Annotated in this window: 17 protein-coding genes and 1 tRNA gene; 9 read left to right on the forward strand and 9 right to left on the reverse strand. The window is 69.5% G+C overall.

Going from position 1 to position 19,452, the window contains the following annotated elements; translation table 11 throughout:
- Positions 1-68: 68 nt before the first annotated feature.
- From ACLBX9_RS00930 to ACLBX9_RS00945, 4 genes are read left to right on the forward strand one after another with little or no spacing between them, the layout of a single operon-like run.
- The gene (locus tag ACLBX9_RS00930) at positions 69-1,205 is read left to right on the forward strand and encodes a CaiB/BaiF CoA transferase family protein (protein ID WP_447717583.1); all 1,137 of its coding nucleotides are present in this window, start codon (positions 69-71) and stop codon (positions 1,203-1,205) included.
- A 40-nt stretch (positions 1,206-1,245) separates the two neighbouring features.
- Positions 1,246-1,995 (forward strand): SDR family oxidoreductase, encoded by a 750-nt coding sequence (locus ACLBX9_RS00935; protein ID WP_447717584.1) that lies wholly within the window; start codon positions 1,246-1,248, stop codon positions 1,993-1,995.
- 10 nt (positions 1,996-2,005) lie between these two features.
- Entirely contained in the window at positions 2,006-3,154 is a 1,149-nt protein-coding gene (locus tag ACLBX9_RS00940; protein ID WP_447717585.1) for an acyl-CoA dehydrogenase family protein, read from the forward strand.
- A gap of 2 nt (positions 3,155-3,156) precedes the next feature.
- The gene (locus ACLBX9_RS00945; protein WP_447717586.1) at positions 3,157-3,990 is read left to right on the forward strand and encodes an FAS1-like dehydratase domain-containing protein; all 834 of its coding nucleotides are present in this window, start codon (positions 3,157-3,159) and stop codon (positions 3,988-3,990) included.
- Between the two features lie 256 nt (positions 3,991-4,246).
- Here ACLBX9_RS00945 and ACLBX9_RS00950 read toward each other — a convergent pair whose 3' ends face one another.
- Both ACLBX9_RS00950 and ade read right to left on the reverse strand, forming a co-directional pair.
- The gene (locus ACLBX9_RS00950) at positions 4,247-4,672 is read right to left on the reverse strand and encodes an organic hydroperoxide resistance protein (RefSeq protein ID WP_043357630.1); all 426 of its coding nucleotides are present in this window, start codon (positions 4,670-4,672) and stop codon (positions 4,247-4,249) included.
- A gap of 87 nt (positions 4,673-4,759) precedes the next feature.
- Entirely contained in the window at positions 4,760-6,481 is a 1,722-nt protein-coding gene (gene ade, locus ACLBX9_RS00955) for an adenine deaminase (RefSeq protein WP_039892335.1), read from the reverse strand.
- A 148-nt stretch (positions 6,482-6,629) separates the two neighbouring features.
- On the opposite strand from ade, the gene ilvD reads away from it, so the two are divergent.
- Entirely contained in the window at positions 6,630-8,459 is a 1,830-nt protein-coding gene (gene ilvD / locus ACLBX9_RS00960; protein ID WP_447717587.1) for a dihydroxy-acid dehydratase, read from the forward strand.
- Here the strand turns inward: ilvD and ACLBX9_RS00965 are convergent, their stop codons facing one another.
- Genes ACLBX9_RS00965 through fcl form a run of 3 tightly spaced genes read right to left on the reverse strand, consistent with a single transcriptional unit; the run spans position 8,460 to position 11,169 of the window.
- Entirely contained in the window at positions 8,460-9,113 is a 654-nt protein-coding gene (locus ACLBX9_RS00965; protein ID WP_447717588.1) for a GDSL-type esterase/lipase family protein, read from the reverse strand. It abuts the gene before it with no gap.
- Between the two features lie 3 nt (positions 9,114-9,116).
- Positions 9,117-10,151 carry an SGNH/GDSL hydrolase family protein gene (locus ACLBX9_RS00970; RefSeq protein WP_447717589.1) on the reverse strand — a complete coding sequence of 345 codons (1,035 nt, stop codon included), beginning with the start codon at positions 10,149-10,151 and terminating at the stop codon, positions 9,117-9,119.
- Between the two features lie 46 nt (positions 10,152-10,197).
- Positions 10,198-11,169 (reverse strand): GDP-L-fucose synthase, encoded by a 972-nt coding sequence (gene fcl / locus ACLBX9_RS00975; protein ID WP_447717590.1) that lies wholly within the window; start codon positions 11,167-11,169, stop codon positions 10,198-10,200.
- Positions 11,170-11,527: 358 nt separating this feature from the next.
- Between fcl and ACLBX9_RS00980 the strand changes: the two genes are divergently transcribed.
- Complete coding sequence (locus ACLBX9_RS00980) at positions 11,528-13,051, forward strand: phytoene desaturase (protein ID WP_447717591.1); 1,524 nt, start codon at positions 11,528-11,530, stop codon at positions 13,049-13,051.
- Positions 13,032-14,102 (forward strand): phytoene/squalene synthase family protein, encoded by a 1,071-nt coding sequence (locus ACLBX9_RS00985; protein ID WP_447717592.1) that lies wholly within the window; start codon positions 13,032-13,034, stop codon positions 14,100-14,102. Before ACLBX9_RS00980 ends, ACLBX9_RS00985 begins: the two co-directional genes overlap by 20 nt.
- Positions 14,103-14,124: 22 nt before the next feature.
- On the opposite strand, the gene ACLBX9_RS00990 is transcribed toward ACLBX9_RS00985, so the two are convergent.
- Positions 14,125-14,991 carry a PhzF family phenazine biosynthesis protein gene (locus ACLBX9_RS00990; protein WP_447717593.1) on the reverse strand — a complete coding sequence of 289 codons (867 nt, stop codon included), beginning with the start codon at positions 14,989-14,991 and terminating at the stop codon, positions 14,125-14,127.
- A 10-nt stretch (positions 14,992-15,001) separates the two neighbouring features.
- Positions 15,002-15,925 (reverse strand): hydroxymethylbilane synthase, encoded by a 924-nt coding sequence (hemC, locus tag ACLBX9_RS00995; RefSeq protein WP_447717594.1) that lies wholly within the window; start codon positions 15,923-15,925, stop codon positions 15,002-15,004.
- 189 nt (positions 15,926-16,114) lie between these two features.
- Between hemC and ACLBX9_RS01000 the strand changes: the two genes are divergently transcribed.
- Together ACLBX9_RS01000 and ACLBX9_RS01005 are read left to right on the forward strand one after the other, a co-directional pair.
- The gene (locus ACLBX9_RS01000; protein ID WP_447717595.1) at positions 16,115-17,032 is read left to right on the forward strand and encodes a metallophosphoesterase; all 918 of its coding nucleotides are present in this window, start codon (positions 16,115-16,117) and stop codon (positions 17,030-17,032) included.
- 62 nt (positions 17,033-17,094) lie between these two features.
- Entirely contained in the window at positions 17,095-17,556 is a 462-nt protein-coding gene (locus ACLBX9_RS01005; protein ID WP_447717596.1) for an ABC transporter ATPase, read from the forward strand.
- A gap of 39 nt (positions 17,557-17,595) precedes the next feature.
- Here the strand turns inward: ACLBX9_RS01005 and ACLBX9_RS01010 are convergent, their stop codons facing one another.
- Both ACLBX9_RS01010 and ACLBX9_RS01015 read right to left on the reverse strand, forming a co-directional pair.
- Entirely contained in the window at positions 17,596-19,128 is a 1,533-nt protein-coding gene (locus tag ACLBX9_RS01010) for an acyl-CoA carboxylase subunit beta (RefSeq protein ID WP_010682639.1), read from the reverse strand.
- A gap of 145 nt (positions 19,129-19,273) precedes the next feature.
- Positions 19,274-19,348 (reverse strand) — tRNA-Val (locus ACLBX9_RS01015).
- Between the last annotated feature and the right edge of the window lie 104 nt (positions 19,349-19,452).

A 19,452-nucleotide genomic window follows, 5' to 3' on the forward strand; every position in this document is an offset into this window, starting at 1 on the left:
TTCCAGTTGAGCGCGCACCGGCCCCGTGGGGCTTGGATTCGGCGCTTGGATTCGGCCAGAGGACGCGGATGAGCCACAACCTGCCGCTGCGAGGCCTGACCGTCCTCGCCCTGGAGCAGGCGGTCGCCGCCCCCTACTGCACATCGCGGCTCGCCGATGCGGGCGCGCGGGTCATCAAGATCGAGCGGCCGGAGGGGGATTTCGCCCGTGGCTACGACGCGGCCGTCAACGGGCTGGCGAGCTACTTCGTCTGGCTCAACCGCGGCAAGGAGAGCCTCGTCGCCGACATCAAGGACCCGGCCGACGCACGGCTGCTCCACGCGATCCTCGCGCAGGCCGATGTCTTCGTGCAGAACCTCGCGCCCGGGGCAGCCGCCCGCGCCGGTTTCGGCGCCGCCGAGCTGCGGGCACGCCATCCGCGGCTGATCACCGTTGACATCTCCGGCTACGGCGCCGGGCATGCCTACAGCGACATGAAGGCCTACGACCTGTTGGTCCAAGCCGAGAGCGGGCTTGCCGGCATCACCGGCCACCCGGCGGGTCCGGGGCGGGTCGGCGTTTCCGTCTGCGACGTCGCCTGCGGGATGGACGCGCACGCGGCCGTGCTGGAAGCGCTGATCGCCCGCGGGATCTCGGGCCAGGGCTGCGCCCTGGAGGTCAGCCTGTTCAGCGGCGCGGCCGACTGGATGAACGTGCCGCTCCTCTACTTCGAAGGGACCGGACGCGCCCCGCAGCGGGTCGGGCTCGCCCATCCCACGATCTGCCCGTACGGCGCCTTTCCGACGGCCGACGGCAGCCTCGTGCTGATCTCGATCCAGAACGAGCGGGAATGGGCGCGCTTCTGCGACGGCGTCCTGGACGAGCCGGACCTCGCGACTGCCGAGGGCTTCGCCTCGAACAACGCCCGCGTGGCGAATCGCGCGGCCGTCGACCTCCGCATCGGCTCGGCACTGGTGCGGCTGACCCGCGACGGGGCGGCCGCGCGGCTCAAGGCGGCGGGGACCGCCTACGGTTTCGTCAATACGCTGGCCGACCTCACCACCCATCCCGCCCTCATCCGCGCCGAAGTCCAGACCCCGGCCGGGCCGGCCAGCATCGTGGCTCCGCCGGTCCTGATCGACGGGCAGGTCCGGGCACTGGGCCCGGTGCCCGGCATCGGCGCGCACAGTGCGCGCATCCGCGCGGAGTTCGCCTCCGCGCGCTGAAGACCTAGACTCGGGACACGAGAGAAAGCGGGAGGGGACGATGAGGCTCGACGGCAAGGTCGCGATCGTCACGGGCGCCGGTGGCGGCTTCGGGGCGGGCATCGCCGAGCGTTTCGCGGCCGAGGGGGCCGCGGTCGCCTGCGTGGATATCGATCGGGCGGCGGCGGAGCGTGTCGCGTCGGGGATCGGCGCCAAGGCCCTCGCCATCGGCGCGGATGTCGGCAGTGCCGCCGATGTCGAAGCCAGCATCGCGGCCACCCGCGAGCGCTTCGGGGTGCCGCACATCCTCGTCAACAACGCCGGCACGACGCACCGGAACAAGCCGCTCATGGAGGTGACGGAAGACGATTTCGACCGCGTGTTCCGGGTCAATGTGAAGTCGATCTTCCACTACGTCCGCGCCATCGCGCCGCTGATGCGCGACGCGGGCGGCGGCGTCATCCTCAACGTCAGCTCGACGGCGGCCCTGCGTCCGCGGCCGGGGCTGACGTGGTACAATGCCTCCAAGGGAGCGGCGAGCCTCGCCTCGAAGTCCCTGGCCCTCGAACTTGCGCCCTGGAAGATCCGGGTGAACGCCCTCTGCCCGGTGATGGGCGCCACCGGCCTCCTCGAGCACTTCATGGGCATGGCTGACACCCCGGAAAACCGGGAGCGGTTCATCGCCACGATCCCGCTCGGGCGCCTGTCGGAGGCGCGCGACATCGCGGCGGCGGCCCTGTTCCTCGCCTCCGACGAGGCCGAGTTCATCACCGGGGTCGACCTGCCGGTCGACGGTGGCCGCACGGCCTGAGGAGCGCGCGATGGAGTTGTATACCGAGATCCGCGAGGCTGTGGCCAAGCTCTGCGCGGGCTTTCCGGGCTCCTACTGGCGGGCCCTCGACCGGGAGATGGCCTACCCGACGGAGTTCGTGAACGCGCTCACCGAGAGCGGCTACCTCTCGGTCCTGATACCGGAGGAATACGGCGGCTCCGGCCTGCCGCTCTCGGCCGCCGCGGCGATCCTGGAGGAGGTGCAGCGGGCAGGCTGCAACGGCGGCGCCTGCCACGCGCAGATGTATACGATGGGCACGCTCCTGCGGCACGGCTCGGATGCTCAGAAGGCCGAATATCTGCCGGCGATCGCGGAGGGGCGCCTGCGGCTCCAGGCCTTCGGTGTCACCGAGCCCACCTCCGGCACCGACACCAGCAGCCTGAAGACGACGGCGCGCCGCGAGGGCGACCACTTCCTCGTCAACGGCCAGAAGATCTGGACGAGCCGCGCCGAGCACTCGGACCTCATGCTGCTGCTGGCCCGTACCACCCCGCGCGCCGACGGGATGAAGCGGACCGACGGCCTGTCGGTCCTCCTCGTCGATATGCGCGAGGCGAAGGGCAGCGGCCTCACCATCCGGCCGATCCGCACGATGATGAACCACGCCACCACGGAGGTCTTCTTCGACAACCTCCGGGTTCCGGCGCAGAACCTGATCGGCGAGGAGGGCAGGGGCTTCCGCTACATCCTGTCCGGCATGAACGCCGAGCGGATCCTCATCGCCGCGGAGTGCGTCGGCGACGCGAAGTGGTTCATCGACAAGGCGAAGGCCTACGCCGGCGAGCGCACCGTGTTCGGCCGACCGATCGGCGCCAACCAGGGCGTCCAGTTCCCGATCGCCAAGGCCTACGCCAACATGCGGGCGGCGGAGCTGATGGTCCGCGAGGCTCTGACGCTCTACGAGGGCGGCGCCAATCCGGGCGCGGAGGCCAACATGGCCAAGATGCTCGCCGCCGACGCCTCGTTCGAGGCCGCCAACGCCTGCATCCAGACCCATGGCGGCTTCGGCTTCGCCGAGGAATACGACATCGAGCGCAAGTTTCGCGAGACCCGACTGTATCAGGTTGCGCCGATCTCCACGAACCTCATCCTCGCCTACCTGTCCGAGCACGTGCTCGGCATGCCGCGCTCGTACTGATCATGACGGATCTCGCCGCCTGGATCGGCCGGACGCGCACGGCAACCGACCTCGTCACGCCGCGCCTGCTGGCCGAGTTCCGCGCGACCCTCGCGCCGCATCTGGCGCCGGTCGCCGAGGGCGATGCCTGGCCGGCCTTGCACTGGTGCCTCGCCCCCGAGACACCGCCCGCGGATTCCCTGGGACCGGACGGCCACGCCGCGAAGGGCGGGTTCCTGCCGCCTGTCCCGCTGCCGCGGCGCATGTGGGCCGGCGGGGAGATCGAGACCGTCCAGGAGCTGCGCGCGGGCGAACTGGTGACGCGCACCGAGACCGTGCGGGACGTCGTCTTCAAGGACGGGCGCAGCGGGGCTTTGTGCTTCGTCACCGTCGATCACGCGGTGGCGACCGAGCGCGGTATCGCGATTCGCGAGCGGCAGGACATCGTCTACCGCGAGGCGGCCTCGGCGCAGACCGGTCGCGCCGTCGAAGCCGAGCGCGACGACGCGGAAGCCTACGCGGCGGTCTGGTCCGTGCCGGCCACACCGACGCTGCTGTTCCGATACTCGGCGATGACCTTCAACGGCCACCGCTTCCACTACGACCAGCCCTACGCCACGCAGGTCGAGGGCTACGCGGACCTCGTCGTCCACGGACCGATGCAGGCGACGCTGCTGATGAACCTCGCGACGAAGCTGCTGGGTCGGGTGCCACGGATCTTCCGTTACCGCGGCGTGTCACCGATGACCGCCAACCAGACCTTCCGGGTCTGCGGGCGGCTCAGCGGGGCGGGCTTCGAGGGCGTCACGCTCGACGAGGCGGGCCGGGTATGCATGCGGGGGCGGTCGGCCGATTAGCGAATGCCGGACATACCCTGCAGCTCGGCAAGGAGAGACGACGGCCTGATCTGCCGACGACGCGTGGCGTCATGGCGAGCGCAGCGAAGCGACCCAAAGCGGCGCCACGTGGGAGAACGATGCGCCGACTGGATTGCTTCGCTGCGCTCGCGATGACGGTGATGGTCTGCATGCGCCGCCGGGGGCATGCGGGACGACGCGCAACTCCGCGTCGTCGAGCGGAGCCCCCGAGTGGCGGGCTCCGCAGGACCTGATCTCAGGCGAGCTTCAGGCCGACGTTGACGTTGCCGCGGGTGGCGTTCGAGTACGGGCACACCTGATGAGCGGCGTCCACGAGCTTCTGCGCGTCGGCCCGGTCGAGGCCTGGCAGGCTGATCGTGAGGTCGGCGGTGATGCCGAAACCGCCCTCGGAGCGCGGGCCGATGCCGACATCAGCGGTGACGCTGGTATCAGCCGGGACCTTGAGCTGCAGCGAAGGGGCAACAGCCTTCATGGCGCCGAGGAAGCAAGCCGAGTAGCCCGAGGCGAAGAGCTGCTCCGGGTTCGCGCCCGGGCCGCCCGCACCGCCCAGCTCCTTCGGGGTCGAAAGCTTGACCTCGAAGCTGCCGTCCGCGGTCCGCGCGGCGCCGTCGCGGCCGCCGGTGGCAGTGGCAGTTGTGCGGTACTTTACGTCTACGGACATAGCGAACTCCGGTATCGGGTTGGTAGGCGGCATCTAGGGTGTGGCGGGCATCCGCCTACCCCCATTTAAATTGCGCGCAATCTAATTTCAAGGATCGATCAGCGTGAACCGGTCGACATCGACCAACCCCCTGTCGGTGATCTTGAGATGGGGTATGACCGGCAGCGGCAGGAAGGCCACCTGCAGGAACGGCTCGGGCAGGACGACGCCGAGGCCGCGCGCGGCGGCCCTCAGTGTGACGAGGTCCCGCCGGATGACGTCGAACGGCATCAGGCTCATCAGGCCGGCGAGCGGGAGGGCGATCTCGGCGAGGACCTGACCGTCCGCGACCACCACGAAACCGCCCTCGATCTGGCCGAGGCGATTGACCGCCACGGCCATGTCGACTTCGTCCGCGCCGACCACCGTGATGTTGTGGCTGTCATGCCCCACCGACGAGGCGATCGCGCCCCGCTGCAGCCCGAAACCCTTCACGAAGGCGACCCCGATGCCGCGTTCGCCGGGTGCGGTCCGGCCGTGCCGCTCCACCACGGCGACCTTGATGACGTCCTGGCCGAGATCGATACGGCGCTCTCCGTGGGAGTAGGGCAGCGTCAGGTCGCACCGGAGCGTGATGATCTTCCCCGGGACAACGCCGATGACGGGCGTCGACGGCCCGGAGCCCAGGGCGGCGAAATCCGCGGCCGCGACGCGCCGTGCCCGCACGCTGCCGCGCCCGATCGGCGCCACGGGTGTGCGGGCGGCAAACAGGGTTTCGTCCACTGGCCGCCCGGCACTGATGACCCGCGAGACCGCGCAGGCGGCCAGATCGTCGAGCACCACGAGGTCGGCCCGCTGGCCGGGCGCCACGAGGCCGCGGTCGTGCAGGCCGAAGGCGCGGGCCGCCGACCACGACGCGGCCCGGTAAGCGGCGAGCGGCGGCGCGCCCAGCGCGATGGCCGTGCGGATGACGTAGTCGAGGTGGCCCTCCTCGGCGATGTCGAGCGGGTTCCGGTCGTCGGTGCAGAAGGCGAGGAACGGGGCCGTGCGCTCGGTTAGGATCGGCGCCAGGGCATGCAGATCCTTGCAGACGGAGCCCTCCCGGATCAGCACGGTCATGCCCTTGGACAGTTTTTCGAGGGCTTCTGCGGGCGTCGTCGCCTCGTGCTCCGTGCGGATGCCGGCCGCGATGTAGCCGTTCAGCGCCTCGCCGCGCAGGAGCGGCGCGTGGCCGTCGATGTGCCGGCCCTGGAAGGCCGCGAGCTTCGCCAGCACGGCCGGATCAGCCGCCAGCACGCCGGGAAAGTTCATGAACTCGGCGAGCCCGATCACCTTCGGATCTTGGGCGAAGGGCATCAGGTCGGCGGCCGTGATCCGCGCGCCGGAGGTCTCCAGATGGTCGGTCGCCGGAACGCAGGAAGAGAGCTGAACCCGCAGGTCCATCGCCAGGGTCCTGGACGACGCGAGGAACCACGCGAAGGCCTCGGTCCCCAGGACGTTGGCCATCTCGTGCGGATCGCAGATCCCCGTGGTGACACCGTGCGGCAGGACGCAGCGCTCGAATTCCTGCGGCGGCATCAACGAGGATTCGACGTGGAAATGCGTGTCGATGAAACCGGGCACCACGACCTTCCCGGTCAGGTCGATCTCGCATCGCCCGCGATAAGTGCCGAAGGTGCCGACGATCCGGTCGCCGCAGATCGCGATGTCCGACGGCACGAGGTCGCCGGTGACGAGATCGAGGAAGCGGCAACCCTTCAGCACGAGGTCGGCCTCGCCGCGGCCCTGCCCCTGCGCGATGGCGCGCCGGAGGAAATCCACATCTGTCATCGCGCCACCCGCATTGATTGGCGGCCATCCGCCGGGAGCTGCCATCCGCCAGGAGCATGCCATGCCTGCGTGCCCCTCGGCGACGCTTGCAGCCGCGGCGGTGCCGGCGCAGAAGCCGCCTCACCTTCGAACTGATCGAATCGTTCCGATGCCCGCTTATCGCTCCCGCACCACGACCCACGGCCGCAACATGGCCGGTGCCCGCGGCCTCTGGCGCGCCACCGGCATGAAGGATTCCGATTTCGGCAAGCCGATCATCGCCGTGGTGAACTCCTTCACGCAGTTCGTGCCGGGCCACGTCCACCTCAAGGATCTCGGCCAGCTGGTCGCCCGCGAGATCGAGGCGGCCGGCGGCGTCGCCAAGGAGTTCAACACCATCGCGGTGGATGACGGCATCGCCATGGGTCATGACGGGATGCTGTACTCGCTGCCGTCTCGCGAACTGATCGCCGATTCGGTCGAGTACATGGTCAACGCGCACTGCGCCGACGCGATGGTATGCATCTCGAATTGCGACAAGATCACCCCCGGCATGCTGATGGCGACCCTGCGCCTCAACATCCCGACGGTGTTCGTCTCGGGCGGCCCGATGGAGGCCGGCAAGGTTCAGCTGCCAGGCATCGCCAGGAAGGTCGACCTCGTCGACGCGATGATCGCGGCGGCCGACGACCGGATCTCCGACGAGGACGTCGCGGTGATCGAGCGCTCGGCCTGCCCGACCTGCGGCTCGTGTTCGGGCATGTTCACGGCGAATTCCATGAATTGCCTGACCGAGGCGCTGGGCCTCGCGCTCCCGGGCAACGGCTCGGTGCTGGCGACTCACGCCGACCGCCGGCGCTTGTTCGTCGAGGCCGGCCACCTGATCGTTGATCTGGCCCGGCGCCACTACGAGCAGGACGACGCGGGCGTGCTGCCGCGCGCCGTGGCGAACTTCAAGGCGTTCGAGAACGCCATGACCCTCGACATCGCCATGGGTGGCTCGACCAACACGGTGCTGCACCTGCTGGCCGCCGCCCACGAGGGCGAGGTGCCGTTCACCATGGCCGATATCGACCGCCTGTCGCGCCGCGTGCCGGTGCTGTGCAAGGTCGCCCCGGCGGTGGCCAACGTCCACATGGAGGACGTCCACCGCGCCGGCGGGATCATGGGCATCCTTGGCGAGCTCGACCGGGCCGGCTTGATCGACACGGAGGTCGGCAACGTCTCGGCCGGGACATTGGGCAATGCTCTCGCGCGGTGGGACGTGCGCGCGGCCCCCAGCGCGTCGGTGCAGACCTTCTATCGGGCAGCCCCCGGCGGCGTGCCGACCCAGGTGGCTTTTAGCCAGGAGTCCCGCTTCGACGAACTCGACCTCGACCGCGAAGGCGGCGTCATCCGCGACGCGGCGCACGCCTACTCGCAGGACGGCGGTCTCGCCGTACTGTTCGGCAACCTTGCCGAGCAGGGTTGCATCGTGAAGACCGCGGGTGTCGATGCCTCGATCCTGACCTTCACGGGGACGGCCCGGGTGTTCGAGAGCCAGGACGCGGCGGTGGACGGCATCCTGAACGGCAAGGTCACGGCGGGCGAAATCGTGCTGATCCGCTACGAGGGCCCTCGCGGCGGGCCCGGCATGCAGGAGATGCTGTACCCGACGAGCTACCTGAAATCGAAGGGGCTCGGGAAGGCCTGCGCCCTCGTCACCGACGGACGCTTCTCGGGTGGCTCCTCCGGCCTGTCGATCGGCCACGTCTCGCCGGAGGCGGCAGAGGGCGGCCTGATCGGCCTCGTGCGCGACGGCGACACGATCGCCATCGACATCCCGAACCGCAGCATCCGCCTCGAGGTTGAACCGGACGAGCTCGAGCGGCGCCGGGCCGCGCAGGACGCGGCGGGATGGCAGCCGGCGAGCCCGCGCAAGCGCAAGGTCAGCGCGGCCCTGCGCGCCTACGCGATGCTGACGACCAGCGCGGCGCACGGGGCCGTGCGCCGGGTCTGATCACCGGACGCGGACACCCAGAGCGGCGGTCGCAGCCGCAAGGCGTGCTAGACCGCGCCGCCAGAGCCCCGACGACGCGGCGGGCGAGGGTGCCGCTTCGGACGCCTTGCCCAGTGCCGACAGCATCAGGGTCTCGATTGCCGCGTAGCCGGCCGGGCTGAGATGCAGGCCATCGGTGCCGTACCGCTTCTGCAACCCTCCGGCCTTCGTCGCCAGCACGGCGTGATAGTCGATGAAGGTCGCGCCGTGCTCGTGTGCGTGCTCGCGCAGCCACGTGTTGACGGCGGCGATCATCGCCGGTGCGTTCTCGACCTCCGGGTTCCAGGGGATGCGCGCCGCCGGCATGATCGAGCCGACCCAGGCCTTCACCCCGAGGGCCCGCGCCTCGTCCAGCATGCCGGCGAGCGTCCGTGCGATCTCCTCGGCGGAGACGAAGAACCCTTCGTTGCGGCCGATATCGTTGACCCCGCAGAGGAGGTGGACGCCGTGCGCGCCGGTTTCCACCAGGTCGCGGCGGAAGCGCATGGTGATCCAGCGCGCCGTCTGTCCGGAGCCGCCGCGGGGGATCAGGTCATACGCCTCGAAGGTCGCGGCGCGATGGAAGCCCCACAGTTCGGTTATCGAGTCGCCGATGAAGACGATCGGCCCATCCATGGTCTAGGCGACGGGCCCGAGCGGCTTGCCGAGGGTGTCGGCCACTTCCTGCTGGAGCCGGTCGGCCATTCTCTGCCGGCCTCCGCCGTTCAGGTGGACGATATCGGTGAACAGGGCGTGGCTCTCATCGGCGAACATCCGGCTGAGGTCGCGGACCGCGAACGGCGTCTCCGGGCCGATCTCGGCGGCGAGCCGGTCGAGGACGCCCTCGAAGCGCGTGTACTGCCGGTCGAGATAGGCCAGGAACTCACCGGATGCGGTCGCGGCCTCGTCGCCCGCCCGCTCGGTCTTCCGGATCAGGGTGGGTTGAAGCAGGAAGCGGATCGGGGCTCCGATCCCGGGCGCCAGGCGCGCGAGCCGCTTGAGCCCCAGCTCGAACTGGCGCACCACCTCCCATTCCCAGATGTCCGACTGCCAGTTGGTCAACGCCCGCAGGTTCTCCAGCCGCCCGAAGATCATGTCCTGCAGACGTTCGTAGGACAGTTCGGGCGCGTCGCCGCCGGTCTTCCTGGGATCGAAGATGAAGTCGTAGAGGCACTCGTTGGCGAAGTGATTGTAGGGATAGCCCGCGCGCGGATCGAAGCTCCAGGGCTGGAAGATGTCGGTGCCGCCGCCGACGATCAGGATCACGTCCGGCGCGAGATCCATCAGCCGGGTGGTGATCAGCGCGATCATCTGGTTGAGGCAGGCTGAGGTCACGCCGAAATTATAGGCGCGGGCACCGGGCCCGTGGACCCGCTTCAGGCCGGATTCCAGGCGACCGGGAATCGTGTCGGCGAAGACCTGTCCCTCGACCAGCGTGCTGTCGCCGACCACGAACACCCGCAGCGTCTCCGCCGGGCTGCGCGCCTCCACATGGACGTCGTTGCGGTAGCCGAGCGCGTCGTAGCGCCAGCCCGTCTCGGCCAGGGTCGCGAGCGGCTTCCCGGCGAACTGCACGTACGGTGCGGGGAAGCGGATGTTCGCGTCGAAGCTCTGGAAGTTCTTCAGGAACTTCCGCCGCGCCCGCTCGCTCTCGTCAGGCGGCTGCTGGTCCATGAGCCGTCTCCTCCCCGGCGGATGGTCAAGCGCAATCAGGCCGCGGTCAGCGCCGGAGCGTCGCGTGGTTCTCCAGGAACCACCGGTAGGTCTGGCGCAGGCCGCTCTCCAGCCCGATCTCCGGCTGCCAGCCCATGGCCTTCAGGCGCGACACGTCCATCAGCTTGCGGGGCGTGCCGTCGGGCTTGCTCGCGTCGAACGCCAGCGTCCCCTCGTAGCCGATCACCCGGGCCAGGGCTTCGGCCAATTCGCGGATGGTGCAGTCCTCGCCCGTGCCGACGTTGATATGCGACAGGTCCGGCCGCGTGTTCTCCGCGTACGTGGCGTCGTCCATCTCCATGACGAAGACGCTGGCGCGGGCCATGTCGTCGACGTGCAGGAACTCCCGCATGGCGCGGCCCGTGCCCCAGACGGTGACGGTCGGTCGCCCGTCCTCCTTCGCCTCGTGGAGGCGCCGCATCAGCGCCGGAAGGACGTGGGCATTCTCGGGATGGAAATTGTCGTTGGGGCCGTACAGGTTGGTGGGCATCACGCTGCGGTAGCGACGCCCGTATTGCCGGTTGTAGCTCTCGCACATCTTGATGCCGGCGATCTTGGCGATGGCGTAGGGCTCGTTGGTCGGCTCCAGCACGCCCGTGAGCAGCGCGTCCTCGCGCATCGGCTGCGCGGCGTGCTTGGGGTAGATGCAGGACGATCCGAGGAACAGCAGCCGATCCACATCCGTCGCGTGCGCCGCGTGGATGAGGTTCGACTGGATCAGCAGATTTTCGTGGATGAACTCGGCCGGATAGGTGTTGTTGGCGTGGATTCCACCGACCTTGGCGGCGGCGAGATAGACTTGATCGATCCGGTGCTCGGCGAAGAAGCGGTGGACTGCCGCCTGGTCGAGCAGGTCAAGGGCGCTGCGGTCTGCGGTCAGGATCCGCTCATGGCCCGACCCGCGCAGGCGACGCACGATCGCGGAACCGACCATCCCCCGATGGCCCGCCACGAAGATGGTCTGACCCCGACCGTCCATTTTGCTTCCCGTTCCCACGTGAGCGCGCAGCATGCCGAGGCTCTATAGCCTCCACCGGGCGCGATATCGCCGCGCAATCACGCGTTTTCTGAGGCGCATGGCATCCGCGCAACGGCAGCGCCATCGAGAGCTCGCACGCGCGCGGTGCAACGATCCGGACGATTGATGGTCTGAAAGCTCCTGTGCCCGTTATGCCTTGCCGCGGAGGGTGTCGAGCGGGAGCGGCAGCCGATGCCGATGGGCAGTCTCCGATCGGCGAGATCTGTTCGCCCGCCGCGGGTGGGACCGGCGGCGGAGAGAGCCCACGTCGACAATTTCGAACTTGCGTGTCCGGATTTTGCCGCGCTAGTGTCAAGTTATGCTGACACTCGCGGTCGATCAGAGGGAAGCACAGGAGACGGACCGGCGACCCCATGCGGTGGTGATCGGGTCCGGCTTCGGCGGCCTCGCCGCGGCCGTCCGGCTCGGGTCGCGCGGCTACCGGGTGACAGTTCTGGAGCGCCTGGAGCAGCCGGGCGGCCGCGCCCGGGTTCACCGCCAAGATGGCTTCATCTTCGATGCCGGGCCGACCATCGTCACGGCACCGCATCTGTTCGAGGAACTCTGGACCCTGGCCGGTCGCCGGCTGGCCGATGACGTGACCCTGGTGCCGATGGATCCGTTCTACCGGATCCGCTTTGCCGACGGCACGTCGTTCGCCTACAGCGGCGATCTGGAGCGGATGCGCGCGGAGGTGGCGCGCTTCGCGCCCGAGGACGTCGACGGATACGAGCGCTTCATGGCCCACAGCCGGGCGGTCTGCCGCATCGGCTTCGAGCAACTGGGCCACGTCCCCTTCGGCAGCGTCGCGTCGATGCTGAAGATCGCTCCGGATTTGCTGCGCCTGTCCGGGCACCGTTCGGTCTACGACGTGGTGGCGCGGTTCATTCGGGACGAGCGCTTGCGCACGGTCTTCAGTTTTCACCCGCTGCTCATCGGCGGAAACCCGTTCCGGGCGAGCGCCATCTACTGCCTGATCGCCGATCTGGAGCGGCGCTGGGGCGTCCACTTCGCTCTGGGCGGCACGGGGCAGCTGGTGGACGGGCTGGTGCGGCTGATCCGCGGACAGCGCGGGCGGGTGCGCTTGGGCGTCGACGTCGCCCGAATCCGGGTGGAGCGCGGGGCGGCCACGGGGGTCGAACTCGCCAGCGGCGAGATCATCGCGGCCGACCTCGTGGTTTCCAACGCCGATTCCGCCGTGACCCACGCGCAGCTCCTGCCGCAGGCCCAGCGCTGGAGCCCAGGCCGGTTCCGCCGCGCCCGCTCGTCCATGGGTCTGTTCGTCTGGTATTTCGGCACGAAGCGCCGCTACCCGCAGGTGGACCACCACACGATCCTCCTGGGACCCCGCTACCGGGGACTGTTGACCGACATCTTCGACCGCAAGGTCCTTGCCGAGGATGCCAGCCTCTATCTCCACCGGCCGACCGCCACCGATCCGAGCCTCGCGCCCCCGGGATGCGATGCCTTCTACGTGCTGGCACCCGTGCCGAACCTCGCGGGCGGCCAAGACTGGCAGGCGCTCGCCGAGCCGTACCGGCGCCGCATTGCGCGGATCCTGGAGACCAGCGTGCTGCCGGGCCTGTCGGATGCCATCGTCACGTCGCACGTGACGACGCCGCAGGACTTCCAGGACGACTTCCGGAGCTATCGCGGCTCCGGTTTCGGGCTGGAGCCGGTCCTCACCCAGTCCGCTTGGTTCCGCCCGCACAACCGGTCGGGCGCCGTGCGCAACCTCTATCTGGTCGGTGCCGGCACCCATCCGGGCGCCGGACTTCCCGGCGTGCTCTCGTCCGCCCGCATCCTCGACAGCGTGGTCCCCGATGCCCGCGTTACCGCCTGAATTCGCCGCCGCGGCGGACCGCTCCGCCTGCCGCGCCGCGATCCGCGCCGGGTCGCGGAGCTTTTTCGCGGCCGGGCAACTGCTCCCGGGCGACGTGCGCGAGGCCGCCTATGGTCTCTATGCCTTTTGCCGGCTCTCGGACGACCTCGTCGACGAGGCCGCGGGATCCGCCGACCGGCATGACGCGGTGGCGCGTCTGACGGATCGGATCGGGCGCGCCTATGCCGGCCAGCCGGTGGACGCGCCGGCCGATCGCGCATTCGCGGAGGTCGTGACCACCCACGCCATCCCCGAGGCCCTGCCGCGCGCCCTGATCGAGGGATTCGCCTGGGATGCGGACGGGCGGCGCTACGCCGATCTTGAGGCGCTCCAGGCCTACGCGGCGCGGGTCGCCGGGTCGGTCGGCGCCATGATGGCGCTGATCATGGGCGCCCGGAGCGCCGACGCCCTCGCTCGCGCCTGCGACCTCGGGGCGGCCATGCAGCTCACCAACATCGCCCGCGACGTGGGCGAGGATGCCCGGATGGGCCGTCTCTATCTACCCCTCAACTGGATGGCGGAGGCGGATCTCGACCCCGAGACGTTCCTGGCCGATCCGCGACCGAGCCCGGCCCTGGCGGCTCTCGTGGCGCGGCTGCTCGCCGAGGCTGACCGGCTCTACGCCAGCGCAAATGCCGGCATCGAGGCCCTCCCGCCCCGCTGCCGGCCGGCGATCCGGGCCGCGAGTCTGATCTATGCCGAGATCGGCCGGATCGTCGCCGCGAACGGCTTTGATTCGGTCTCCGGCCGTGCCCGGGTCACGGCAGGCAGGAAGCTTGCGCTGATCGCCCGCGCGACCCGGCCGCATCGGGTCGGATCCGATCTCGGGGCGCCGGCCCTCCCGGCGGCGGCATTTCTGATCGAGGCGGTCACGTCTGAGCCGCACGGCGGCCTGCGCCCGCGCGCCGCTCTGCGGCCCTGGTGGGACGTGGGTGGACGGGTCGTGCACGTCCTCGACCTGATCGAGCGGATGCGCGAGCGGGAGGCGTTCGGCCGCTCGGCCCCGTCGTAAAGCTCCGCCAAACGCCGAGTCGTCAGCGCGCTGCCGCGCGTACGTCGCCTTCGAGCAGGCATCCGGTGGGCCGGCCATCCGCGAAGCCGGGACGGACCCGGATCTCAGACAGCCGGCCCATGGCCCGGCCCTGAAAGATGCGGATCGGTCGATCGTCGGCCGCGATGAGGCGATCCTCCAGTAGTCCGAAGGACAGCGCTGCCGCGGCGATCCCGGTGGCGGCGTCCTCCAGGTAGCCGGATGCACGGGGGAACTGCCGCGCTTCGAAGAGCCGGGCGGGGCCGTCCAGGACGGCGTAGGGATAGAGCCCCGTCGATCCGATGCGCGCGCAGGCGGTCTCGATCGCGCCGGCCTCCGGCGTCAGTGCGTTCAGCGCCGCCGCGTCGCGCATCGGCACCAGGGTCTTTACCCGGGACGTAACGGCGTTGCGGATCTGCCGCTTGGCCAGCGTCGCCCGGTCGATCCCGAGCGCCGCCAGCACCGCCGTCTCGTCCTCCTGCGAGAGCGACCGGACGCGACCGGCCGGCTGCGTGATCGAGACAGCCCATTGATCCGCCCCGCGCGGCGCGACGAACCCGGTCACCGACCCGCTGGCGGTGGCGATTCGCACCGGCGTAGCGGGCAGCCGACCCTGGCGAGCAAGCACCCAGAGCATCCCGATCGTCGCGTGGGCGCACATCTCCATCTCGTGGTTGGGCACGAAGAAGCGGAAGCGCAGGTCATGCGAATCGTCATCGGCCGGCAGCACGAAGCCCGATTCGTGGCCGTAGCGCGCCGCGATCGCCCGCATGGCCTCGGCATCGAGGCCGACAGCATCCGCGACCACCGGGCACGGGTTGCCGCCGCGCCCCTCGTGGGTGAACACGTCGACCACGGTCACCGCGGACATCAGGCTGCCCTCACTGGAGGTGACGGGCGTAGGTATCGCCAGCTGCCGCCTTCAGGGCTGCCCCCGCATCGCGCCCGATGCGCTCGGCATCTGCGGCTAGGCCCTGGCGGGAGACCGCCCAGTGCCGGCTGCCATCCGGCAGGAACAGCAGGCCATCAAGCGACAGGTTCTCGCCCTCGATCCGCGCGAGGGCGGCGATCGGCGTGCGGCAGGACCCGTCGAGCTCGGCGAGGAGCGCCCGCTCGGCCGTGATCGCCGTCGTGGTGCGAGCGCAGGCGATGGGCGCTAGAAGTTCGCGGATCGCGGCGTCGTCCGTCCGGCACTCGATGCCGAGAGCGCCCTGCGCGACGGCCGGCAGCATCTCATCGACGGGCAGAACGCTGCGCGCCATGCTCTCCAGGCCCAGGCGTTGCAGCCCGGCGAGCGCGAGCAGCGTGGCATCGCACTCGCCGGCCTCGAGCTTGCGCATCCGGGTGTTGGCGTTGCCGCGGAGTGGGACGACGCGCAGGTCGGGCCGCCGCATCAGCACCTGCGCCCCGCGGCGCAGCGACGAGGTGCCGACGCGCGCGCCCTCGGTCAGGCCCGCCAGACCGTCCGCGTGCGGTGACAGGAAGGCGTCCCGCGGGTCGTCGCGTTCCAGGATGCACGCGACGGTCAGCCCGTCGGGGAGCCAGGTCTCGACGTCCTTCATGGAATGCACGGCGACATCCACGTCGTCGGCGAACAGGGCCTGTTCCAGCTCCTTGGTGAACAGACCTTTGCCGCCGATCTCGGAGAGCGGGCGGTCGAGGATCTTGTCGGCCACGGTGGTGACGACGACGAGTTCGGTCTCGAGCCCGGGATTGGCCGCCACGATCCGGTCACGCACCATCCCGGTCTGCGCGAGCGCCATCGGGGAGCCGCGGGTGCCGATGCGCAGGGGGCGGTTCAACATTGGATCTGAGGTCACTTCGCTCGACGGGAGATGCCTTATAGACCGGCTGCGGCGTCAAGCCATGGTCCGGCCCGGATTTCAGACTTCTTGAACCATCCCCATGTCAGAATGGAGGGGGCCGCCCCGGGTTCGCCGAATTATCCGTCGAGTTGGGCAGCCACACGATCAAGGGGCCACGGGACCAACGCCATGCTGATTCTGCCGAGTCGACGGCAGTTCCTGACGGGTCTCGGGGCGGGGGCCGGCCTCGTGGCCGCGACGGGCGTCTACGCCTTCGATGTCGAGCCGCTGCACCGGCTGGTCGTCACGCCCTACGCGCCGACCTTGCCGGGCTGGGATCCGGACCTGCGCCTGCGGATCGCGGTGCTGGCGGATTTCCACGTCTGCGAGCCGTTCATGCCCTTCGACCGGGTAGCCGAGATCGTGGACGCCACGAACGCGCTGGAGCCGGACCTCATCCTGATGCTCGGCGACTACCCGGCCGGTCGGATCGCGTGGCGCAAGCTGCCGCTCACCGATTTCGCCCGGATCGTCGAGGGCCTGAAGGCGCCGCTCGGTACGCACGCGATCCTGGGCAACCACGATTGGTGGGACGACCACGCGGTGCAGCGCGCCCGACGCGGGACCCCGGCGGTGAAGAAGCTGCTTGAAGCGCGCGGCATCCCGGTGCTTGAGAATCAGGCCGTGCGCCTCGTGAAGGACGGACGGCCGTTCTGGATTGCCGGCCTCGCCGACCAGCAACCGTTCCAGAAGACCTGGGAATGGGTGAGCTTTGCCGACGTGCCGCGCACCCTGGAGGCCGTCACCGACGCGGCGCCGGTGATCTTGATGGCGCACGAGCCCGACATCTTCATGAAGATCCCCGAGCGCGTCTCGCTCACGCTGGCCGGGCACACGCATGGCGGACAGGTCCGAATCCTCGGCCGTGCGCCCGCGATCCGCAAGGTGCATGGGCACGATTACTCCTACGGCCACGTGGTGCAGGACGGCCGTCACATGATCGTGTCCGGTGGGTTCGGGATGAGCCGAATCCGCGTCCGCTTCGGCGTGCCGCCTGAGATAGTGCTGCTGGACCTCGGGCAGACGGACCGCACCCCCGCCGCCTGAGCCGGCCGCGCCGGAACGCCGCGCCCGTCGTTTTCCGGATCGAGGCGCGCTAACTCGCTCGGATGCGCGCCCTGCTCCCCATCCTCGCCGTCGCGGCCCTCGTGGCCGGTCATGGATCCGCCGCTGCGCAGTCCTGCGACACGCTCATCGACAAGGTGACGGCGGAGACCGCCGCAAAGATCGCCGAACGCCGCAGCGACTACGCGAGTTTCACCGCCGGTCCGGACATGACGCTGACGCTCGCCTGCGGCAGCCCGGACCTGTCCTCGGTCGGAGCCCAGTTCCGCGGCGCGAGTCCGCCTGACACCTACTACGATCTGTTCGGCCACGCCGGACATGCGGTGACCGGCATCGATGCGGCGGTGATCACGGAGGCGGCGCACCGCGCCCAGGCTGTCGCGACCAAGCTGCGCCACAGCAACGTGGACCTTGGCGGGGCGCGGGTGACCTGCTCGGCGATGGTCTCGCCCGACAAGGGGCCTCTGACCCTGTGCGCCGTGATCGAGCACAGCGACCGGAGCTGAGGCCGACGGCTCAGCCCGCCGACCCCCGCGCGGCCCGCACTACAGCGGGATGTTGTCGTGCTTCTTCCAGGGCTGCTCCATCTTCTTGGTGCGGAGCATGCCCAGCGCCCGGGCGATCCGGCGACGGGTCGAGTGCGGCATGATCACCTCGTCGATGTAGCCGCGCTCGGCCGCCACGAAGGGTGAGAGGAACCGGTCCTCGTACTCGCCGGTGCGCGCCGCGATCTTGTCCGGGTCGCCGAGTTCGCTGCGGAAGATGATCTCCACCGCGCCCTTGGCGCCCATGACGGCGATCTGCGCTGTCGGCCACGCGTAGTTCACGTCGGCGCCGACATGCTTCGAGGCCATGACGTCGTAGGCTCCGCCGAAGGCCTTCCGGGTGATGATCGTCACCAGCGGCACGGTCGCCTGCGAGTAGGCAAACAGCAGCTTCGCGCCGTGCTTGATCAGACCACCGTATTCCTGAGCCGTGCCCGGCAGGAAGCCCGGGACGTCGACGAAGGTGACGATCGGGATCTCGAAGGCGTCGCAGTAGCGCACGAAGCGCGCCGCCTTGCGCGAGGCGTCCGAGTCGAGCACGCCCGCCAGGACCAGCGGCTGATTGGCCACGAAGCCGACCGTGCGCCCCTCGATCCGGCCGAACCCGGTGATGATGTTGCGCGCGTAGGCCGCTTGGATCTCGAAGAAGTCGCCCTCGTCCACGACGCGACGGATCAGCTCGCCCATGTCGTAGGGCTTGTTCGGGTTGTCCGGGATTAGCGTGTCGAGGGAGGCATCGAGACGGTTGACATCGTCGAAGCTCTCCAACTCGGGAACGCCGTCGATGTTGTTGGCCGGAAGGAAGTCGAGGAGGCGGCGGATCTGGAGGATGGCCTCCACGTCGTTCTCGAAAGACCCGTCGGCGATGGATGATTTGGTGGTGTGAACCTTGGCGCCGCCGAGTTCCTCGGCCGTGACCACTTCGTTCGTAACGGTCTTGACCACGTCGGGGCCGGTCACGAACATGTAGCTCGTGTCGCGGACCATGAAGATGAAGTCTGTCATGGCCGGCGAATAGACGTCGCCGCCCGCGCAGGGGCCCATGATCACCGAGATCTGCGGGATCACGCCCGAGGCCATGACGTTGCGGCGGAACACCTCGCCGTAGCCGCCGAGCGCCGCGACACCTTCCTGGATCCGGGCGCCGCCGGCATCGAAGATGCCGATGATGGGGGCGCGCATCTTGAGCGCCATGTCCTGCACCTTCACGATCTTCTGCGCGTGCGCCTCGGAGAGGGAGCCGCCGAAGACGGTGAAGTCCTTGGAGAACAGGAAAACGGTGCGGCCGTTGATGGTGCCCCAGCCGGTGACGACGCCGTCGCCCGGGATCTTCTGCCGCTCCATGCCGAAATCGGTTGAGCGATGCTGAACGAACATGTCGAATTCCTCGAACGACCCGTGGTCGAGGAGGAGTTCGATGCGCTCCCGCGCCGTGAGCTTGCCGCGCTTGTGCTGGGCCTCGACGCGCTTCTCGCCGCCGCCGAGGCGGGCCTGCGCCCGGCGTTCTTCGAGCTTGTCGAGGATATCCTTCATCGCTGCTTCCGCCCTTCCCCTGCCGGTGCCCGTCGACCCGGATGGGGCCGGGTCCAAGCTTATGCATTCTCCGATCGTGCGCCCTTAGCACGGGCCAATCGGGTGGCAAACCGACGCTTTTGTCAGAACTTTGGGGGGAGGCAGATGGTGGACGGTGCAGGGATCGAACCTGCGACCTTTCCCGTGTGAAGGGAACGCACTACCGCTGTGCTAACCGTCCGTACCGGCACACGCCTTGCGCTCGCCCGCGCTCGAAAGTGCGGCGACCCGGTGGCGGGCCTTCTAGGGCGCGGCGGGCCGGCACGTCAAGCGCGGCGCGCGACT

The sequence above is a fragment of the Methylobacterium sp. A49B genome (assembly GCF_053346215.1).

Coding starts and splice junctions, on each gene's coding strand:
- ACLBX9_RS00930 (WP_447717583.1), top strand. CDS start 69: ATGAGCCACAACCTGCCGCTGCGAGGCCTGACCGTCCTCGCCCTGGAG.
- ACLBX9_RS00935 (WP_447717584.1), top strand. CDS start 1,246: ATGAGGCTCGACGGCAAGGTCGCGATCGTCACGGGCGCCGGTGGCGGC.
- ACLBX9_RS00940 (WP_447717585.1), top strand. CDS start 2,006: ATGGAGTTGTATACCGAGATCCGCGAGGCTGTGGCCAAGCTCTGCGCG.
- ACLBX9_RS00945 (WP_447717586.1), top strand. CDS start 3,157: ATGACGGATCTCGCCGCCTGGATCGGCCGGACGCGCACGGCAACCGAC.
- ACLBX9_RS00950 (WP_043357630.1), bottom strand. CDS start 4,672: ATGTCCGTAGACGTAAAGTACCGCACAACTGCCACTGCCACCGGCGGC.
- ade (WP_039892335.1), bottom strand. CDS start 6,481: ATGACAGATGTGGATTTCCTCCGGCGCGCCATCGCGCAGGGGCAGGGC.
- ilvD (WP_447717587.1), top strand. CDS start 6,630: ATGCCCGCTTATCGCTCCCGCACCACGACCCACGGCCGCAACATGGCC.
- ACLBX9_RS00965 (WP_447717588.1), bottom strand. CDS start 9,113: ATGGATGGGCCGATCGTCTTCATCGGCGACTCGATAACCGAACTGTGG.
- ACLBX9_RS00970 (WP_447717589.1), bottom strand. CDS start 10,151: ATGGACCAGCAGCCGCCTGACGAGAGCGAGCGGGCGCGGCGGAAGTTC.
- fcl (WP_447717590.1), bottom strand. CDS start 11,169: ATGGACGGTCGGGGTCAGACCATCTTCGTGGCGGGCCATCGGGGGATG.
- ACLBX9_RS00980 (WP_447717591.1), top strand. CDS start 11,528: ATGCTGACACTCGCGGTCGATCAGAGGGAAGCACAGGAGACGGACCGG.
- ACLBX9_RS00985 (WP_447717592.1), top strand. CDS start 13,032: ATGCCCGCGTTACCGCCTGAATTCGCCGCCGCGGCGGACCGCTCCGCC.
- ACLBX9_RS00990 (WP_447717593.1), bottom strand. CDS start 14,991: ATGTCCGCGGTGACCGTGGTCGACGTGTTCACCCACGAGGGGCGCGGC.
- hemC (WP_447717594.1), bottom strand. CDS start 15,925: ATGTTGAACCGCCCCCTGCGCATCGGCACCCGCGGCTCCCCGATGGCG.
- ACLBX9_RS01000 (WP_447717595.1), top strand. CDS start 16,115: ATGCTGATTCTGCCGAGTCGACGGCAGTTCCTGACGGGTCTCGGGGCG.
- ACLBX9_RS01005 (WP_447717596.1), top strand. CDS start 17,095: ATGCGCGCCCTGCTCCCCATCCTCGCCGTCGCGGCCCTCGTGGCCGGT.
- ACLBX9_RS01010 (WP_010682639.1), bottom strand. CDS start 19,128: ATGAAGGATATCCTCGACAAGCTCGAAGAACGCCGGGCGCAGGCCCGC.